Below are 15,391 nucleotides of genomic sequence, written 5' to 3' on the forward strand. Positions count from 1 at the left end.
TATATCTTGCAACAATATTTCGGCTATGAGGATAATGGCATGTTTGACCGCGTTTTGGCTTTTTTGCTCCTTTTCAGCACGCGTACCGGACCATCCAAGGATTGACCGGCAGGAAGCGAGGTCGGCCTTTCTCTTGCTCAACAAGATCCGTCTGGACCCCCGTGCGTATCAGCGGGAACTCCATCTGAACCCCCGCGCCCAAATCGCCCAAACACCCTTAAAATGGAACACGACACTCGCCGGCGTGGCCGAAAGAAAGGCTCTTGATATGGCCCGGCGCGATTACTTCGACCATACCGACCCGGATGGGTTCGGCCCCAATTTCCACATCAACAGAGCCGGTTATACATTGAATCCCGACTGGCTGAAGCGTAAAAACGCCAATAACTTTGAATCCATCGGTGCGAACCACCCGTCGGCCGTCGACGGTATAAAAGCGATGATTGTCGGCCGGAACTCCCCCGGATTCGGTCACCGCAAGCACCTACTCGGTATGGACCAGTGGAATGCTTCCTTGCAGGATATCGGCATCGGCTATGTACGCGCCCGTTCAGGAAGCACCTACCAATCCTACCTATGTGTGATTATCGCCAAGCACGATTGGTAAGGAATAACCATCGATTGCCGAAAGCACGCCCCGGACTGTTTCGTTTCCGCCAAATAAAAACTTCTTCGGGCGGCGGAGAGATCGATAAATTTGAGTAAATTTATCTAAGTTTGCACATGATCAAATCCATGACTGGTTACGGCATAGGGACCAGAGACAACCAAGAGGTAAAGTATACCGTAGAAATAAAATCGCTGAACTCAAAGTTCCTGGAGCTCAACCTGCGGCTTCCCAAAGCGTTCTCGGACAAAGAGCTTTCCCTGCGGGGCGAGTGCTCCCGGCTGATCGAGCGGGGCAAGGTAAACCTTGTGGTAAGCGTGGAATACATTGACCAGGCAGCAGGCGCAGCAACCATCAATGCAGCGTTGCTTAAGAACTACTATGGTCAGCTAACGGCCGTCGCGAAAGATCTGGGCACCGAAACGGGCAACTTGTTTGAACTCGCGCTCAACATGCCGGAGGTAATCAGCCATAACGAGGAGGAAGCTGGCGAAGAGGAGGCAGCCTTGCTCATCGGTGCGTTCCAGGATGCGGTGGCGCAACTCAACCGCTTCCGGGCCGACGAGGGTTCCGTGCTTAAGCAGGACCTTGCGGCGCGGGCACAGGGCATCCAGCATTTGCTCGCTGAGGTGGAGGCCGTGGAGACCGACCGTATCCCCCTCATCCGCGACCGCATAGGCCAATACCTTGATGAGGCCGTGGGCAAAGAGCATGTGGACAGGAACCGCTTCGAACAGGAGCTTATCTTTTATATCGACAAGCTGGATATCACTGAAGAGAAAGTGCGCCTCCGCAGCCATTGCAACTATTTCCTCCAAGCCCTCGAAGATGCTGATGCGAATGGGAAGAAGCTGGGTTTCATTTCACAGGAAATGGGGCGCGAAATAAATACCCTTGGCTCGAAGGCCAACCATGCCGGTATCCAGCAAGTGGTGGTACGGATGAAAGAAGAGCTCGAAAAGATCAAGGAACAACTGCTAAACGTACTGTGACCCGCATGGAAGGCAAACTTATCATATTCTCTGCACCCTCCGGCGCCGGTAAAACCACCATCGTGAAGCGCCTCTTGGCAAAGCACCCCGGCAAAATCTCGTTTTCCATTTCGGCCAGCACGCGCCAAGCACGCGCCGGCGAAGTAAATGGCAAGGATTATTATTTCATCTCCAAGGAAGAGTTTCTCCACCGGGTTGCCAAAAAAGAGTTCATTGAGTTTGAAGAAGTCTATTCGGGCACGTTTTACGGTACATTGCGCGCCGAGGTAGACCGTATTTGGGCCTTGGGCAGGCATGTTATCTTCGACATCGACGTTGAGGGGGGGCTGCACCTGAAACGCAAATTCGGCGATCGCGCATTGGCGGTATTCGTGCAGCCACCGTCACTGGATGTGCTAGCACAGCGCCTCCGCGGACGCGGCACAGACAGCGAAGAAAAGCTCCAAGAGCGCATCGTAAAAGCGGAAAAGGAGTTGGGTTATGCGCATCGGTTCGACGTTATCCTGCAAAACGACGACCTGGAGAAAGCTTGCACGGAAGCCGAACGGCTGCTGCTCGCCTTCCTCCAGGAAACATAAACAGGCATATGCAGCGCATCGGGTTGTTTTTCGGATCGTTCAATCCCATTCACACGGGCCACTTGATCATTGCCAATTACATGGCCAACTATACGGAATTGGATGAGGTGTGGCTGGTTGTTACCCCCCATAACCCGTTTAAAAAGAAAGATTCGTTGATCAATCAATACGATCGCCTGGAAATGGTCAACCTGGCCCTCGAAAAGGCGGAGAACATCCGAAGCAGCACCATTGAGTTTTCCCTGCCGCAGCCCTCGTACACGGTCGACACATTGGCCCACTTGCGCGAGAAACACCCCGAAAAGGCCTTCGTGCTCATCATGGGTTCAGACAACCTGGTCTCGCTCCATAAATGGAAGAACCATGAAATCATCCTCCGGGACTACCGGATCTTGGTCTATCCCCGGCCCGATTATCCCGCTCCCGCCAAGTTGGCCGAGCACCCGTCGATTACCGTTACAGATACACCTCTCATGGAGTTTTCATCCACCTTCATACGGAATGCGATGAAGGACGGTAAAAACATCCGTTACTTCGTGCCCGACAGCGTGATGGCGTTCATCGAAAACAAAGGGCTGTATCGGTAGCTACCTCCCCATCCATCCGCCGTCCACCGTCAGTACCGTTCCATGGACGTAATTTGCCGCCTCGGAGGCAAGGAACACGGCCGGTCCCTTGAAATCGTCCGGTTCGCCCCAACGACCTGCCGGTATACGCTCTAAAATGGCGCGGCTGCGGTCCGCGTCGTTACGCAGGGCTTCCGTGTTGTCGGTAGCGATATATCCCGGTGCAATGGCATTTACATTTACCCCCTTGGAGGCCCACTCGTTGGCAAATGCCTTGGTTAGCTGGCCGATGGCTCCCTTTGAAGCTGCATAGCCGGGCACGTTGATGCCGCCTTGGAAGGTGAGCAACGAAGCCGTGAAGATAATCTTCCCGCTTCCCTGCGCCACCATGCCCTTACCTATTTCGCGGGTAAGGATGAACGGTGCGTTCTGGTTGATCTCGATGACCCGATCCCAATAATCATCCGGGTGTTCGGCTGCGGGTTTACGCAGAATCGTCCCCGCATTGTTAAACAGGATATCGATGCGGGGGTGGTTGGTCCTCACCTCGTCAATAAACGCGTAAAGCGACTCCCGGTTGCCAAAGTCGGCCTGGTAGGCGTAGAAGTGCCGGCCGTTGGCTTCCACCGCCCGCGCGACATCACTTCCCTGCAGCTCGAGCGATGCCGAAACACCGATAATGTCTGCCCCGGCCGCGGCAAGCCCCTCGGCTATCGCCTTGCCAATGCCCCGCTTACAACCGGTTACCAACGCAACCTTTCCTCCTAGATCGAATGTGTTTTTTGCCATTTCATTGAAGCTAATAGAATCCAACCATTACTTAATCTCCACCTGCAATGGTGATGCCAGCCGGTTCTTTACCGTCCGCAGGTAAGCGAACCAGTCGTTGGCCGATGTGATTTTCCCCGCCCGGTCCCACGCACCGCCATTGTAATACACGATGGGTTCGCCATCATGTGCGGTAAGTACCGTGAGGTACTGCGTGGGCTGTTCGATGAGCTGTTCGGACGGACCATCGGCGAGTACCACGCCCACACCGGTGGTGCCATGTTTGTCGTCCGTTGGTTCCCAATAGCCGAACATCCCGTTATTTCCCTCGTGAAGCAGCTGGCCCGCTTGCGCCCGGCGTGACACGCCGATCGCTACGGGAAGCTCGCCATCCCCATCGACCGTATACGTTACCTCCACACGGTTCAGTTGTGAGCCCACATCCAAGGTATACCGTTTGCTCACCGACACGGTCTTTCCGCCGACCTGCCAGGGCTCGTAGTCCAGCTGGAACGTTGTGCGCAGCGGGCCGTTGTCCAATACGTTGTGCCCGCGATAGTGTTTCGAATAGACCACCTCCTTGCCCACTAGTGGGGCGATGTCGCCCGCACCCAATGTCATGCCCACGGAATAGTAATCCATTCCCTCGCCGTGGTCGGTATGGTAGTCTCCATGGGCATACCATTTATCCACGACCAAATCGGTGGTGCGTTTTGACCAAAGGTCTATCCCCTGTGCGTCGTCGGGCCGGCCTTCCAGGGCCTTGCCATACATCCGGAAAGCGACTACGTCATTCTCCCATGCGAAGTCGTCATACCGTTCGGGTACGTAACGGGCAAATGTCCCTGCCGCTACCGGCGCCGGTGCCGATCCCTCCACCGCTAACGTTATGTCGCCCGATGCCGGTACAGACACATAGAGCAATATGTTCTGTGGCGAGGGGGTCCCTTTGGTTTCCAGTTGGTAAGGTATTTCAGCACCGCTTTCCGCATTTACCACCCTGAACAGGCTATCGGCACCAAAGGCCGCCGTAAACTCACCATATGGAACGGCAACCAGCTCATGGCGTTCGGCATCCAACGGGTTGGTAATCACGATGGCCTTAGGTTGTTCCCCGCCCCCACAGGCCACTGCTGCCACTACCAGTGGCAGCAAACTGTAAACTTTTAATCTTTCCATAATCAGTCCTTTAGACGGGTTACTTGAGCTCCGGAATGGCACATCCGTCCATGTCGCCATAGTCCATGTTTTCGCCTGCCATACCCCAGATGAAGGTATAATTGCTCGTGCCCGCACCGGCATGCACGGACCACGGCGGCGAAATCACCGCTTGCTCGTTTTGCATCCAGATATGGCGCGTTTCCTGTGGCTGGCCCATGAAGTGGCTTACCGATTGCCCCTCGGGCACCTCAAAGTAAAAATAAACCTCCATGCGGCGGTCGTGTGTATGCGCAGGCATGGTATTCCATATGCTCCCCGTTTTCAGTTCGGTCATACCCATCTGGAGCTGGCACGTATCCACCACGCTGGCTACCAGCAACTTATTGATGACACGGTGATTGGCGGTTTCCAGGCTGCCGAGCTCGACCACTTCCGCCTCCGCCTTGGTCACCTTTTTGGTTGGGTAGGCGTGGTGCGCCGGGGCCGAGTTAAGGTAAAACTTGGCCGGATTGGCGGCATCGTCACTCGAAAAGACCACTTCCTTGTTGCCTTTGCCTATGTAAAGCGCCTCCTTGAAGGCCAACGTATAAGCCGCTCCGTCTACCGTTACCTGTCCGCTACCGCCCACATTGATAATGCCCAGCTCACGCCGTTCGAGAAAATAAGGTGCCTTCAACGCATCAATGGTCTCCAACTTCAGCGATTTGCTTACCGGCTTCGCTCCACCGGCGATGTAACGGTCGTAATGGGTATATACCAACCGTATTTCGTCTTCGGCAAACACCGTTTCGATCAGGAAATTTTCCCGGAGCCCGGCCGTATCCAGGCTTTTCGTTTCCCCGGGACCCAATGCATACCGGGTTTCATCATGTACACTCATGTCCGTTTCTTATAGATTAATTATTTATATCCTGTTTTGCAATAACCACCCCTACCCGGTGGCGCGACTAAGGTAAGCACATTTTACAAAGGATGCAAACGTTTACACGGCTGTTTGAAAACTTCACGCACCCCATTGATTACAGGTCAAACTTAATTCCCTGCGCCAATGGGAGCCCCTCGGAATAATTGATGGTGTTGGTTTGCCGCCGCATATACGCTTTCCACGCATCTGACCCGGATTCACGGCCGCCGCCGGTTTCCTTTTCACCTCCGAACGCCCCGCCTATCTCGGCACCCGACGTACCGATGTTGACGTTGGCGATACCGCAATCCGAGCCTTCCGCCGAGAGGAATTGTTCCGCTTGGCGGAGGTTGAGCGTCATGATGGCAGAGGAGAGCCCTTGCGGGACACCGTTCTGTATACGGATAGCGTCATCTAGCGCCGTATATTTCATAATGTATAGAATGGGTGCAAACGTTTCGGTCTGCACAATGGCCATGTCCGGCGATACCTCGGCGATGCATGGCTTCACATAACAGCCCGACAGGTATCCAGGACCTTCCATCACACCGCCTTCCACGATGAAACGGCCGCCCTCGCCTTTGCATTTGGCGATGGCCCTCTCGTAACTGGCCACAGCATCCCGGTCGATCAGCGGCCCGACATGGTGCTGACCATCCAGCGGGTTCCCGATACGGAGCTGTGCGTAAGCGGCGACCAACCGTTCCTTAAATGCTTCGTAAACAGATTCCTGGATAATCAACCGACGCGTCGTGGTGCAGCGTTGTCCGGCCGTGCCCACGGCACCGAATACCGCCGCTGGCAGTGCGATGTTAAAATCGGCGTGTTCGGTGATGATCAATGCATTATTGCCGCCCAGTTCCAACATACTTTTGCCCAGCCGCGACGCAACGGCCGCGGCAACGGCTTTGCCCATACGGGTGGAGCCGGTCGCCGAAACCAACGCGATGCGGCGATCGTCCGCCAGCCGCTCGCCAAGTGCCCTGCCACCCTGTACCAAGCAGGAAATGCCCTCCGGCATGCCGTTCCTGCTTAATACGGCGGCGATGAGTGACTGGCAGGCCATCGCCGCAATCGGGGTTTTCTCCGATGGCTTCCACACGCACACATTGCCGCATACCCAGGCGATGGCGGCGTTCCAGCTCCACACGGCCACGGGGAAATTAAAAGCCGAGATAATACCCACCACACCCACCGGGTGCCATTGCTCGTACATCCGGTGGCCCCGTCGCTCCGACTGCATCGTAAGGCCGTAAAGCTGTCGGCTCAATCCCGTTGCGAAATCGCATATATCAATCATTTCCTGCACCTCTCCCAACCCCTCTTGGAGGCTTTTACCCATTTCATACGATACCAGCGTACCCAGGTCCTGCTTGCGTTTGCGCAGCTCCTCCCCAAACTGCCTGACAATCTCGCCGCGCTGTGGGGCAGGCACTCGCCGCCACATGGCAAACGCCTCCTCCGCTTGGCGCACCACGTCATCGAACGCGCCGGGCGCTGTCTGCCCTACCGAAGCGATGCGCCGGCCGTCAACCGGCGAGCAGCTCTCGATGGAAGCGCCCTGGGAGGTGCCATGTGTGGTTCCTGTACTCCAAGCCGGGTTATCGGCCTTTATCGATAACCGCTCAAGTAGTTTCGAAATATCGATTGTATCATCCATGCTTAGCTGGCTTTGCTTGGTACTGTGCTAATAACCCAAAGATACGTAATTCGATTAGTATTGCGTATCTTTGCCCCGTTATTTGGAGCCCACATAGCAGACGGTGGGTAGAAGAACAGGCATAGGTGTGGACAAAGCGGGTTGGATTATCGACAATCGCACGTACGGTAAACGATTGATTTTCTATGGGTTTTCGCAGATTTTGCTAAATTGTTGAAAACTTGTGTTGACAATATCATCCGACAAACCCTATTTTGTTATCATCAAAACGCAGCTGAAGTAACGGTGTGCCTAAGTGTTAGTTCTTAAACAAGGAGTATAGATGGAAGACGATTTCGAATACGGGCCCGCCGAGGACCCCAAGCTTTCGGTTGAGCGCTACGAAGAAATGATTCGCAATAAGGATCAATACTTTTTTGATACGCAGGCTTTTGAGGGGATCATTGACTACTATATGGACAAGAATGATCCGATCAAGGCGTTGCAGGTTGTTGATTACGCCGTGAGCCAACACCCTTTTGCCGCGATATTTTACCTCAAACAAGCCCAGCTATTTGCGGTGACCAACCAGTTTGCCCAGGCCCTCGATGCGCTGGACAAAGCTGAAACCCTCGAGCCTTCCGAGGGAGATATCTACTTGATCAAAGGCGGCATACTAGGTAGTCTGGAACGTTATGACGAAGCCTTCCAAAGCCTGAATAAAGCGCTGGACCTTGCCGAAAACCCCGACGATATCTATTTGCAGATAGCGCTTTTGCACCAAAACAAAGGCGATTACGAGAAGGCAGTCCATTTTCTCAAACGTAGCCTGGAGCAAAACATGGAGAACCAAGATGCGTTATACGAGCTTGCTTTTTGCTACGATGTGTTGGATAGGCAGGAAGAAAGCATCGGTTTTTATAAGCAATATATCGATAACGACCCCTATTCGTACGCGGGTTGGTACAACCTCGGGAATGCTTACCATAAGCTTAGCCGGTACGAGGAAGCCATCGATGCATACGACTATGCCATCCTCATCAAAGACAATTTCGCCTCCGCATATTTCAACAAGGGCAACGCACTGGTAAACCTCGACAAATACAGCGAGGCCATCGACGTGTACCGGCAAACGTTCGAATACGAGCCCCCGGGGGCGGAGACTTATTGTGCCATCGGCGAATGCTACGAGAAGTTGGAACAAATGGATGAAGCCCGGTCGTATTACAAGAAAGCCGTGAAGATCGATGTCGCGTTGGCTGATGCATGGTTCGGCATCGGCGTGACGCTGGACTACGAAGAGCGGTATTTCGAGTCGCTGCACTTTTATAAGAAAGCGCTCGATCTGGAGCAGGACAATCCCGACTACTGGTTTGCCATTGCGGATGCGCGGTACAAACTCAAGCAATTTGACGAAGCAGAGGCTGCCTACGAGAAAGTGGTGGAACTCAACCCGATCGACTTGGAGGCGTGGCTGGACTATTCGTCTATCCTCTATGAGCGCAATAAGCTCGACCGTGCGATAGAAACCATCGCCGAGGCCATCAAGAACAATCCCGACGGCGCCGAACTGTACTATCGCATGGTGGCTTACCTCATTGCGGCCGGCAAGTACAACGAAGCCCTGAACTACCTCGAGTTGGGGCTTGGCGCAGATCCGCGTAAACACGCCGTATTGTTTGAATACCTGCCGCAACTGCGTGAAAACAAAGCGATCACCGAAGTCATCCGGAAGTACCTGCCATAGCCGGTCTCTCACGGCTGTCAACCACGGGGCACGTATTCCCCACGGGGGTAGATTTCAGAAATATTTCAGATTTTTTCTGCTTTTTTGCCCATAATATTCCATTTTAGCCGTTAACAACAATTAGCAAATAGATGAATTTTGAGCTAAATAATGTTCCTGCACGAACGCAGAAGCCTAGAAATAACGGGCTAACGATGGTCATGGATAAAGGGCTTAGCGTACGCCAGGCCGAAGATCTCATGGCCGTGGGCGCACCGTATATCGATTTCGTTAAACTTGGATGGACCACGGCCTACATCATCCCGCAACTGGAGGAGAAGCTGGCCGTCTACCGCGACGCGGGTGTGCACCCTTATTTCGGTGGCACGCTGTTCGAAGCGTTCGTTGCCCGCGACCAGTTTGACGACTTCCTACGGATAGTGGAGAAATATGGGTTGGAATACGCCGAAGTGTCCGACGGCTCCATCACGCTCCCGCATGAGCGGAAATGCGAATACATCGCCACCGTAGCACAACATGCCACCGTCATCTCCGAAGTGGGCTCGAAAGACAACACCAAAATCATGGCCCCCTATAAATGGATTTCGCTGATGAAAGCCGAGTTGGAAGCCGGTACATGGCGGCTGATCGCCGAGTCGCGCGAGAGTGGCAATGTAGGCCTTTACCGCGAGTCGGGCGAAGTAAGGCAGGGACTGGTCGACGAAATCCTCAACGAGATCTCCAACGAGAAGATCATCTGGGAGGCCCCCCTGAAAGCACAGCAGGTATATTTCATCAATCTCGTGGGTCCCAACGTTAACTTGGGGAACATCAATACCAACGAAATCATCGCGCTCGAAACCACGCGCATGGGACTCCGGGGCGATACGTTCCATAATTTTATCTGACGATGAAGAAATTCGGGCTGATCGGCTTTCCGTTGACACACTCCTTCTCCAAGAAATACTACGATGCGAAAATCGAGCGGGAGCAAATCCCGGGCGTAGGCTACGAACTGTATCCCATCCCTGCCATTACCGACTTTCCGGGCTTGGTGGGAAAAGATACCCGGCTGATGGGAATCAATGTAACCATCCCTTATAAAATAGCCGTAATGGGGTACCTCGACCGCCTATCGCCGGAGGCCGAAGCCATCGCCGCGGTCAACTGCATCCGTATCGACCGGGAAAATGGCGGAAAACCGGTCCTTACCGGCTACAACACCGATGTATATGGTTTTGCCGAGTCATTGAGGCCGCTGCTCAAACCCCACCACGAAGCCGCCCTCATACTCGGCAATGGCGGCGCGGCAAAGGCCGTTTCCTTTGCCCTCGGCCAGCTCGGCATTGCCCACACCGTCGTTTCGCGATCGGCAAAAAGTGGGCAGCTCGCTTACACACAGCTCGACGAGGGCGTCATCGGCATCCATCCGCTCATCATCAACACCACCCCGCTAGGCACCTACCCCAATGTTGCAGGCCACCCCGGCATCCCTTACCACCTGCTGGATGACCGGCACCTGCTTTACGACCTGGTCTATAACCCCGCGGAAACGGAGTTCCTGAAGCGGGGGAAAGCCCGAGGTACGGCCACCAAAAACGGACTTGAAATGCTCGAGCTGCAGGCCGAGCGGAACTGGGAAATATGGAACGCCGAGGGATAGCAAGGCTCTCCGCCAAGCTGGTGGCCGTTGGCTTCATCGTGGTTTGCGCCTGGAGCTGCCAACGGCACTACTCGCCAAAACCCCGCGGATATTTCCGCATCGAGCTCCCCGAGAAGGAATACCGCCCTTTTTCCGCTGGTTGCCCCTACACCTTTGATATCCCCGTGTATGCCGAAATGGAGCCCGACCGGTCCGCAGATGCGCAACCCTGTTGGATGGACATCCACTTTCCGCAATTCAATGCCCGCATACACCTCAGCTACATGCCTGTTTCCGGCCCGGACAATTTCGACGAATTGGTGGAGGATGCCCGTACGTTTGCCTTCAACCACACGGTGAAAGCCACCGCCATCGACCAGCAACGGATCCGTCGTCCCGAAGCCCATGTCTACGGGCTGAAATACGAAATCAGCGGCAACACGGCCTCCAATATCCAGTTTTTCGTTACCGATAGCACGCACCACTACCTGCGGGGAGCATTGTATTTCAACGAAAGGCCCCGGTTGGACTCCATACAGCCGGTGTTGGAGTTCCTCAAGGCCGACATCGATGCGCTCATTGGTTCCGTGCGGTGGAAATAAGAATCAAAAAAGCCCTACATTTGCCCTTATGATCCGTATACAATCATTCGTGTGCAACCCTTATCAGGAAAATACCTACGTATTATATGACGACAGGGGGGCCGCGGCCATCATTGACCCGGGTATGTATGGCCCCCAGGAAGAAAAGCGGTTGGACGATTTCATCGCTGCCGAGGGCCTCACGCCCGAGCTGCTGCTCAACACGCATTGCCACATAGACCACGTGCTGGGCAACCGCTATGTGTACGACACATACGGATTGCTGCCCCAGTTCCACGAGGGCGAACTGCCCCTGCTCATGGAAGTGCAGAACTACGCACCGCAGATGGGTATCCGTTACGACGTTTCGCCCATCGCGGAAACGTTCCTGCCGGCAAGCGGCTCCGTCTCGTTCGGCGAGCAGGAACTTACACTTATTTTTGCTCCGGGCCATTCGCCCGCCCATCTCTGCTTCTACAGCAGGGTGGAGGGATTCTTGATCGGCGGCGACGTCCTTTTCCGGAATAGCATCGGCCGCACCGACCTGCCGGGAGGCAACCACCAACAGCTGCTGGACAGCATCGCCCGCCAGCTATACGTGCTGCCGGATGATACCGTGGTCTTTCCGGGCCACGGCCCGGAAACAACCATCGGGCACGAAAAAAAAACCAATCCGTTTGTCAGGGGGTAACGCATGAACACCGCACTATACTTCGCCCAGCGCTATTTGTTCTCCAAAAAAACCGTCAATGCCGTCAACATCATATCCGGCATCAGCGTAGTGGGCGTGTTGGTTAGCAGTGCATCGCTCATTATCATCCTCTCGTTCTACAACGGACTGGAAAAGTTGATTTTCTCCATGTACAGTGCTTTTACGCCGGAGCTGCGCATCGAACCCGTAACGGGCAAAGGTTTTGTTGCCGATTCGGCCCTTACCGCACTGCTGAAAGACCGCCGGGATGTGAGCGCCTACCGCGAGGTGCTGCAAGAGCGCGTATTGCTGCGCTACGGAGACGCCCAATACATTGCCACCATGAGGGGCGTGACGGTGGATGGCTCGGCGTCGTACCCCATGGATACGCTGCTGCAGAACGGCCATCCGGTGTTACAGTACGGCGGTGACGACTATGCCGTGTTGGGGGCACGCGTGCAGGGCATGCTCGGGGTTTCGCTGCGCGACGAATCCCGGTTCATCGACGTCTTCTCGCCGCGCAAGGGAGCGCGGGGCGGAATCAATCCGGCCGATGATTTCACGATGCGGGCTATCCGCCCCGGAGGCGTGCTGCAATACCAGCAGGAATTTGACGACCTGCTCATCGTGCCGATGGCGTTCGCGCGGGACGTGATCGGCGAGTCCTCGAGGGTGTCCGCCATTGAGGTCAGCCTGGTGCCGGGCAGCAATATGGCCGCGGCGCAGCGGGAGCTTTCCGCCTCGCTGGGCGACAGCTATGCGGTGAAAAACCGCGAACAGCAGAATCCCACATTATACAAAATCGTACGTACCGAAAAATGGGCGGTTTTTGTCATCATTGCCTTTACGGGTATGATCGCCCTCTTCAACATCGTGGGCTCACTGACCATGCTCGTTATCGATAAAAAGAAAGACATTTCCGTGCTGATGGGACTAGGGGCAAACAACGGCCTTATCCGCCGTGTTTTCTTTTACGAGGGCCTGCTCATTTCGCTCATCGGCTGCGTGGCCGGATTGGTCTTGGGGTTGCTTTTCTGCATCTCGCAGCAAGCCTTCGGCTGGATTCGGTTTGGCGCGGGTGAAAACCTCGTTACCGACGTTTATCCGGTGGATATCCGGTATAGCGACTTCCTGTTGGTTTTCCTTACCGTGTTCGCTGTATCTGCCCTTATTTCGATGGTATCGTCACGCCTCAGCGTGAAACAGACGGTGCGGCTGTCTTGAACCCAGATTATTCATTAGCACTTCTATTACGTGCTGAAACTACTTCAAATTCAGTCGCTTCGCTGATGTTTTCGGCCTCACATAGCGCTGCTATGCCTCAGCCTCCAAACATCCTGACTTTATTGTAGTTACAGCCCTCATCACGAAAGCTAATGAATAATCTGGGTTGAAAGCATCCAACCGCTTTTTTGACGACACCCGGCAGTGTTGCCTGTAAATCCCACGAAAGCTGGATTACTGGCCGCGCTGCCGGCTCTTGTTCCCTTCAGAAATCTGGCGGATGAGATTACCCCAGGCAAAGGGGCTCAAAAGCGGGTTGGCCATGCGCTGGTTCACCGCTTTATTGGTCAGGCCGATGTGGTTTTGCGTGGCGCTGTAGCTTTGTATTTCCTCCGCACTACGGGGTGTCACCGCGGCCAGTGCAGCCAGCGATTCGGGCGAAAGGTTCTTTTTAGCGACAACGATATCATCATCGGCAATTTCCAGCGACATGAATGCCATATTGAACTCGTCGATACTGGCCCAAGGATAAGGGGTTACCATGGGTAGCTCCTTGATCTCGGCGGTCATGTTTACCATGGCCGTATACTTATCACCCGAGACCTGTGGGATGACCACACGGGCGGACAGGTACCCAACCGAAGTGAATAAGATGGTATCTCCCTCGTGGGCCACAAACGAAAAATATCCTTGATGGTTGGCGGTGACCGTGTAATTGTTGTACGATCGGTTGGTAACCGAGACATAGGGCACAACCACATTGGTATCCGCATTGTGGATAACGCCACTGAATTGTACAAGCTTCCTCTGCTGCGCTAGCGACGCCGTTACCGCCCCCACGGTAAGCAAAACAATCAGTATGTTGCGGATTATCCTCATAGCTGCCCCACAAAGCTACGTATTCGTAAGTTTGTGCCCCCGTTAAATAATGTTAAATCGCTAAAAGCCTAGCTACCCCATCCGTGGAACGGGCATCGTGGCATTCGGATCGTCCATGTCGGTAATGTTGATGGCCTCCACGGCGGTAATCTCCGGAACGGCTTTCCTGATGGCTTGCTCCAAACCGGCCTTGAATGTCATGATGCTCATCGCACAGGATGCACAGGATCCCAAGAGCTTTAGTCTCACCACATTCTCCGGCGTAATCTCCTCGATGCTCACATTGCCCCCGTCCGTCTCGAGATACGGCCGGATGGACTCCAAGGCCTGTTCTACTCTTTCCCGTATTTCCATAACCTTTGTGATTATTACAAGGTTGTAAAGATACGGATATTTTCGCAATAATACATAAGACCGGCAATCTGTTAAACTCTGTTAAACTACTTGGCTGGTCGCCCTTTTCGCCCTATCTTGCGCTAAAAATTTAATTGACAGGTATTTTAAATTCACTTATCTTTGCAGGATGTTTATAAACAGGCGAATAGCGGCATGGATGGCCGCGGTGTTTTTGGTGGTGATGGTTGCCGGGTGTAAGAGTAAGTTCGAGAAGCTGCGTGCAAGCAACAACATTGCCCAGAAATACCAGGAGGCGCTGAAGTACTACAACAAGAAAAAATACAGCAAAGCCCTCATCCTGTTTGACGACCTCGCGCAACGGTACCGCGGTCAGGCCGAAGCGGAAGATTTGTATTATTACGCGGCATACACCAACTACTACCTCCGCGACTATACCTCGGCAAGGTTCCATTTCAAGCAGTTCACGGACACCTACCCGAACAGTGCCCGCGCCGAAGAGTGCCGCTACATGGGGGCCTACTGCTATTTCCTGGAATCGCCGAAGGTGGGGCTCGACCAGGAATACACCTACCGCGCCATCGAGGCGCTCCAGCTTTTCATCAACCTCTATCCGGATAGCGAACGGGCCCAAGAAGCCGCCGGACTCATCGGCGAGCTGCGCGACAAACTGGAAACCAAAGCATTCAACAGTGCCAAACTATACCTGGATATGGGGCTGCAGGATGACTACCGCGCAGCGGTTATCGCATTCGACAACGTGCTAAGCCAATTCCCAGACACCAAATACGCGGAAGAAATGGAGTTCCTGAGCATCAAAGCCCAGTACCTATACGCCGAGCAAAGCCACCCCAGAAGGCAGGAGGAGCGCTATGGTAAGGCGCTGGACCTATACGCCGATTTCGTGGCGGATTATCCAGAAAGCAAATTCCGCAAGGAAGCCGACCAACTCAAACAGGATGCGGAAAAGGGAATCGGCCAAGCACAGAAATACACCGCACGCATCGTGGCGGCAACCGCCGATGATGCTGCCGAAAAAGCTGCCGAACCGACGAATTGAATGAATACATTCCAAAAGA

General features: G+C 54.2%; 17 protein-coding genes. 11 read left to right on the forward strand and 6 right to left on the reverse strand.

Features of this window, described 5'->3' with window-relative positions; all coding sequences use genetic code 11:
• The first annotated feature begins 34 nt into the window (after positions 1 to 34).
• The 4 genes from ACEVG1_RS08135 (at position 35) to nadD (ending at position 2,764) form a co-directional block, all read left to right on the forward strand.
• On the forward strand, positions 35 to 607 hold the full coding sequence (locus tag ACEVG1_RS08135; RefSeq protein WP_374743138.1) for a CAP domain-containing protein: 573 nt from the start codon (positions 35 to 37) through the stop codon (positions 605 to 607).
• Between the two features lie 116 nt (positions 608 to 723).
• Positions 724 to 1,599, forward strand: coding sequence for a YicC/YloC family endoribonuclease (locus tag ACEVG1_RS08140; RefSeq protein WP_374743140.1), 876 nt, complete (start codon positions 724 to 726; stop codon positions 1,597 to 1,599).
• A 5-nt stretch (positions 1,600 to 1,604) separates the two neighbouring features.
• Positions 1,605 to 2,177 (forward strand): guanylate kinase, encoded by a 573-nt coding sequence (gene gmk, locus ACEVG1_RS08145; RefSeq protein ID WP_374743141.1) that lies wholly within the window; start codon positions 1,605 to 1,607, stop codon positions 2,175 to 2,177.
• A gap of 8 nt (positions 2,178 to 2,185) precedes the next feature.
• Positions 2,186 to 2,764 carry a nicotinate (nicotinamide) nucleotide adenylyltransferase gene (nadD, locus tag ACEVG1_RS08150; RefSeq protein ID WP_374743142.1) on the forward strand — a complete coding sequence of 193 codons (579 nt, stop codon included), beginning with the start codon at positions 2,186 to 2,188 and terminating at the stop codon, positions 2,762 to 2,764.
• Here nadD and ACEVG1_RS08155 read toward each other — a convergent pair whose 3' ends face one another.
• The 4 genes from ACEVG1_RS08155 to ACEVG1_RS08170 all read right to left on the reverse strand — a co-directional run bounded on the left by ACEVG1_RS08155 (position 2,765) and on the right by ACEVG1_RS08170 (position 7,236).
• The gene (locus tag ACEVG1_RS08155) at positions 2,765 to 3,532 is read right to left on the reverse strand and encodes an SDR family oxidoreductase (protein WP_374743143.1); all 768 of its coding nucleotides are present in this window, start codon (positions 3,530 to 3,532) and stop codon (positions 2,765 to 2,767) included.
• 27 nt (positions 3,533 to 3,559) lie between these two features.
• On the reverse strand, positions 3,560 to 4,690 hold the full coding sequence (locus tag ACEVG1_RS08160) for a DUF4861 family protein (protein ID WP_374743144.1): 1,131 nt from the start codon (positions 4,688 to 4,690) through the stop codon (positions 3,560 to 3,562).
• A 19-nt stretch (positions 4,691 to 4,709) separates the two neighbouring features.
• Positions 4,710 to 5,552 carry a 5-dehydro-4-deoxy-D-glucuronate isomerase gene (gene kduI, locus ACEVG1_RS08165; protein WP_374743145.1) on the reverse strand — a complete coding sequence of 281 codons (843 nt, stop codon included), beginning with the start codon at positions 5,550 to 5,552 and terminating at the stop codon, positions 4,710 to 4,712.
• Between the two features lie 139 nt (positions 5,553 to 5,691).
• Positions 5,692 to 7,236, reverse strand: a complete 1,545-nt coding sequence (locus ACEVG1_RS08170) for an aldehyde dehydrogenase family protein (protein ID WP_374743146.1) — start codon at positions 7,234 to 7,236, stop codon at positions 5,692 to 5,694.
• A gap of 322 nt (positions 7,237 to 7,558) precedes the next feature.
• On the opposite strand from ACEVG1_RS08170, the gene ACEVG1_RS08175 reads away from it, so the two are divergent.
• From ACEVG1_RS08175 to ACEVG1_RS08200, 6 genes are all read left to right on the forward strand, one after another.
• Positions 7,559 to 8,962 carry a tetratricopeptide repeat protein gene (locus tag ACEVG1_RS08175; protein ID WP_374743147.1) on the forward strand — a complete coding sequence of 468 codons (1,404 nt, stop codon included), beginning with the start codon at positions 7,559 to 7,561 and terminating at the stop codon, positions 8,960 to 8,962.
• Positions 8,963 to 9,093: 131 nt separating this feature from the next.
• Positions 9,094 to 9,849 carry a phosphosulfolactate synthase gene (locus tag ACEVG1_RS08180; protein ID WP_374743148.1) on the forward strand — a complete coding sequence of 252 codons (756 nt, stop codon included), beginning with the start codon at positions 9,094 to 9,096 and terminating at the stop codon, positions 9,847 to 9,849.
• A gap of 2 nt (positions 9,850 to 9,851) precedes the next feature.
• Positions 9,852 to 10,604, forward strand: coding sequence for a shikimate dehydrogenase (locus ACEVG1_RS08185; protein WP_374743150.1), 753 nt, complete (start codon positions 9,852 to 9,854; stop codon positions 10,602 to 10,604).
• Positions 10,586 to 11,185 (forward strand): gliding motility lipoprotein GldD, encoded by a 600-nt coding sequence (gldD, locus tag ACEVG1_RS08190; protein WP_374743151.1) that lies wholly within the window; start codon positions 10,586 to 10,588, stop codon positions 11,183 to 11,185. The genes ACEVG1_RS08185 and gldD overlap by 19 nt, the downstream gene beginning before the upstream one ends.
• 28 nt (positions 11,186 to 11,213) lie before the next feature.
• Positions 11,214 to 11,855 (forward strand): MBL fold metallo-hydrolase, encoded by a 642-nt coding sequence (locus ACEVG1_RS08195; RefSeq protein WP_374743152.1) that lies wholly within the window; start codon positions 11,214 to 11,216, stop codon positions 11,853 to 11,855.
• A gap of 3 nt (positions 11,856 to 11,858) precedes the next feature.
• Positions 11,859 to 13,079 (forward strand): ABC transporter permease, encoded by a 1,221-nt coding sequence (locus tag ACEVG1_RS08200; protein ID WP_374743153.1) that lies wholly within the window; start codon positions 11,859 to 11,861, stop codon positions 13,077 to 13,079.
• 234 nt (positions 13,080 to 13,313) lie between these two features.
• Here ACEVG1_RS08200 and ACEVG1_RS08205 read toward each other — a convergent pair whose 3' ends face one another.
• Positions 13,314 to 13,958, reverse strand: coding sequence for a hypothetical protein (locus tag ACEVG1_RS08205; RefSeq protein WP_374743154.1), 645 nt, complete (start codon positions 13,956 to 13,958; stop codon positions 13,314 to 13,316).
• A 72-nt stretch (positions 13,959 to 14,030) separates the two neighbouring features.
• Entirely contained in the window at positions 14,031 to 14,312 is a 282-nt protein-coding gene (locus ACEVG1_RS08210) for a NifU family protein (protein ID WP_374743155.1), read from the reverse strand.
• A gap of 169 nt (positions 14,313 to 14,481) precedes the next feature.
• On the opposite strand from ACEVG1_RS08210, the gene ACEVG1_RS08215 reads away from it, so the two are divergent.
• Positions 14,482 to 15,372 (forward strand): outer membrane protein assembly factor BamD, encoded by an 891-nt coding sequence (locus ACEVG1_RS08215; protein WP_374743156.1) that lies wholly within the window; start codon positions 14,482 to 14,484, stop codon positions 15,370 to 15,372.
• Positions 15,373 to 15,391: the final 19 nt, after the last annotated feature.

The sequence above is a fragment of the Parapedobacter sp. 2B3 genome (genome assembly GCF_041925275.1).
GTDB lineage: Bacteria > Bacteroidota > Bacteroidia > Sphingobacteriales > Sphingobacteriaceae > Parapedobacter > Parapedobacter pyrenivorans_A.

Bases quoted from the DNA above. Each gene is read 5' to 3' on its own strand.
- ACEVG1_RS08135 (WP_374743138.1), top strand. From the start codon at position 35: ATGGCATGTTTGACCGCGTTTTGGCTTTTTTGCTCCTTTTCAGCACGC.
- ACEVG1_RS08140 (WP_374743140.1), top strand. From the start codon at position 724: ATGATCAAATCCATGACTGGTTACGGCATAGGGACCAGAGACAACCAA.
- gmk (WP_374743141.1), top strand. From the start codon at position 1,605: ATGGAAGGCAAACTTATCATATTCTCTGCACCCTCCGGCGCCGGTAAA.
- nadD (WP_374743142.1), top strand. From the start codon at position 2,186: ATGCAGCGCATCGGGTTGTTTTTCGGATCGTTCAATCCCATTCACACG.
- ACEVG1_RS08155 (WP_374743143.1), bottom strand. From the start codon at position 3,532: ATGGCAAAAAACACATTCGATCTAGGAGGAAAGGTTGCGTTGGTAACC.
- ACEVG1_RS08160 (WP_374743144.1), bottom strand. From the start codon at position 4,690: ATGGAAAGATTAAAAGTTTACAGTTTGCTGCCACTGGTAGTGGCAGCA.
- kduI (WP_374743145.1), bottom strand. From the start codon at position 5,552: ATGAGTGTACATGATGAAACCCGGTATGCATTGGGTCCCGGGGAAACG.
- ACEVG1_RS08170 (WP_374743146.1), bottom strand. From the start codon at position 7,236: ATGGATGATACAATCGATATTTCGAAACTACTTGAGCGGTTATCGATA.
- ACEVG1_RS08175 (WP_374743147.1), top strand. From the start codon at position 7,559: ATGGAAGACGATTTCGAATACGGGCCCGCCGAGGACCCCAAGCTTTCG.
- ACEVG1_RS08180 (WP_374743148.1), top strand. From the start codon at position 9,094: ATGAATTTTGAGCTAAATAATGTTCCTGCACGAACGCAGAAGCCTAGA.
- ACEVG1_RS08185 (WP_374743150.1), top strand. From the start codon at position 9,852: ATGAAGAAATTCGGGCTGATCGGCTTTCCGTTGACACACTCCTTCTCC.
- gldD (WP_374743151.1), top strand. From the start codon at position 10,586: ATGGAACGCCGAGGGATAGCAAGGCTCTCCGCCAAGCTGGTGGCCGTT.
- ACEVG1_RS08195 (WP_374743152.1), top strand. From the start codon at position 11,214: ATGATCCGTATACAATCATTCGTGTGCAACCCTTATCAGGAAAATACC.
- ACEVG1_RS08200 (WP_374743153.1), top strand. From the start codon at position 11,859: ATGAACACCGCACTATACTTCGCCCAGCGCTATTTGTTCTCCAAAAAA.
- ACEVG1_RS08205 (WP_374743154.1), bottom strand. From the start codon at position 13,958: ATGAGGATAATCCGCAACATACTGATTGTTTTGCTTACCGTGGGGGCG.
- ACEVG1_RS08210 (WP_374743155.1), bottom strand. From the start codon at position 14,312: ATGGAAATACGGGAAAGAGTAGAACAGGCCTTGGAGTCCATCCGGCCG.
- ACEVG1_RS08215 (WP_374743156.1), top strand. From the start codon at position 14,482: ATGTTTATAAACAGGCGAATAGCGGCATGGATGGCCGCGGTGTTTTTG.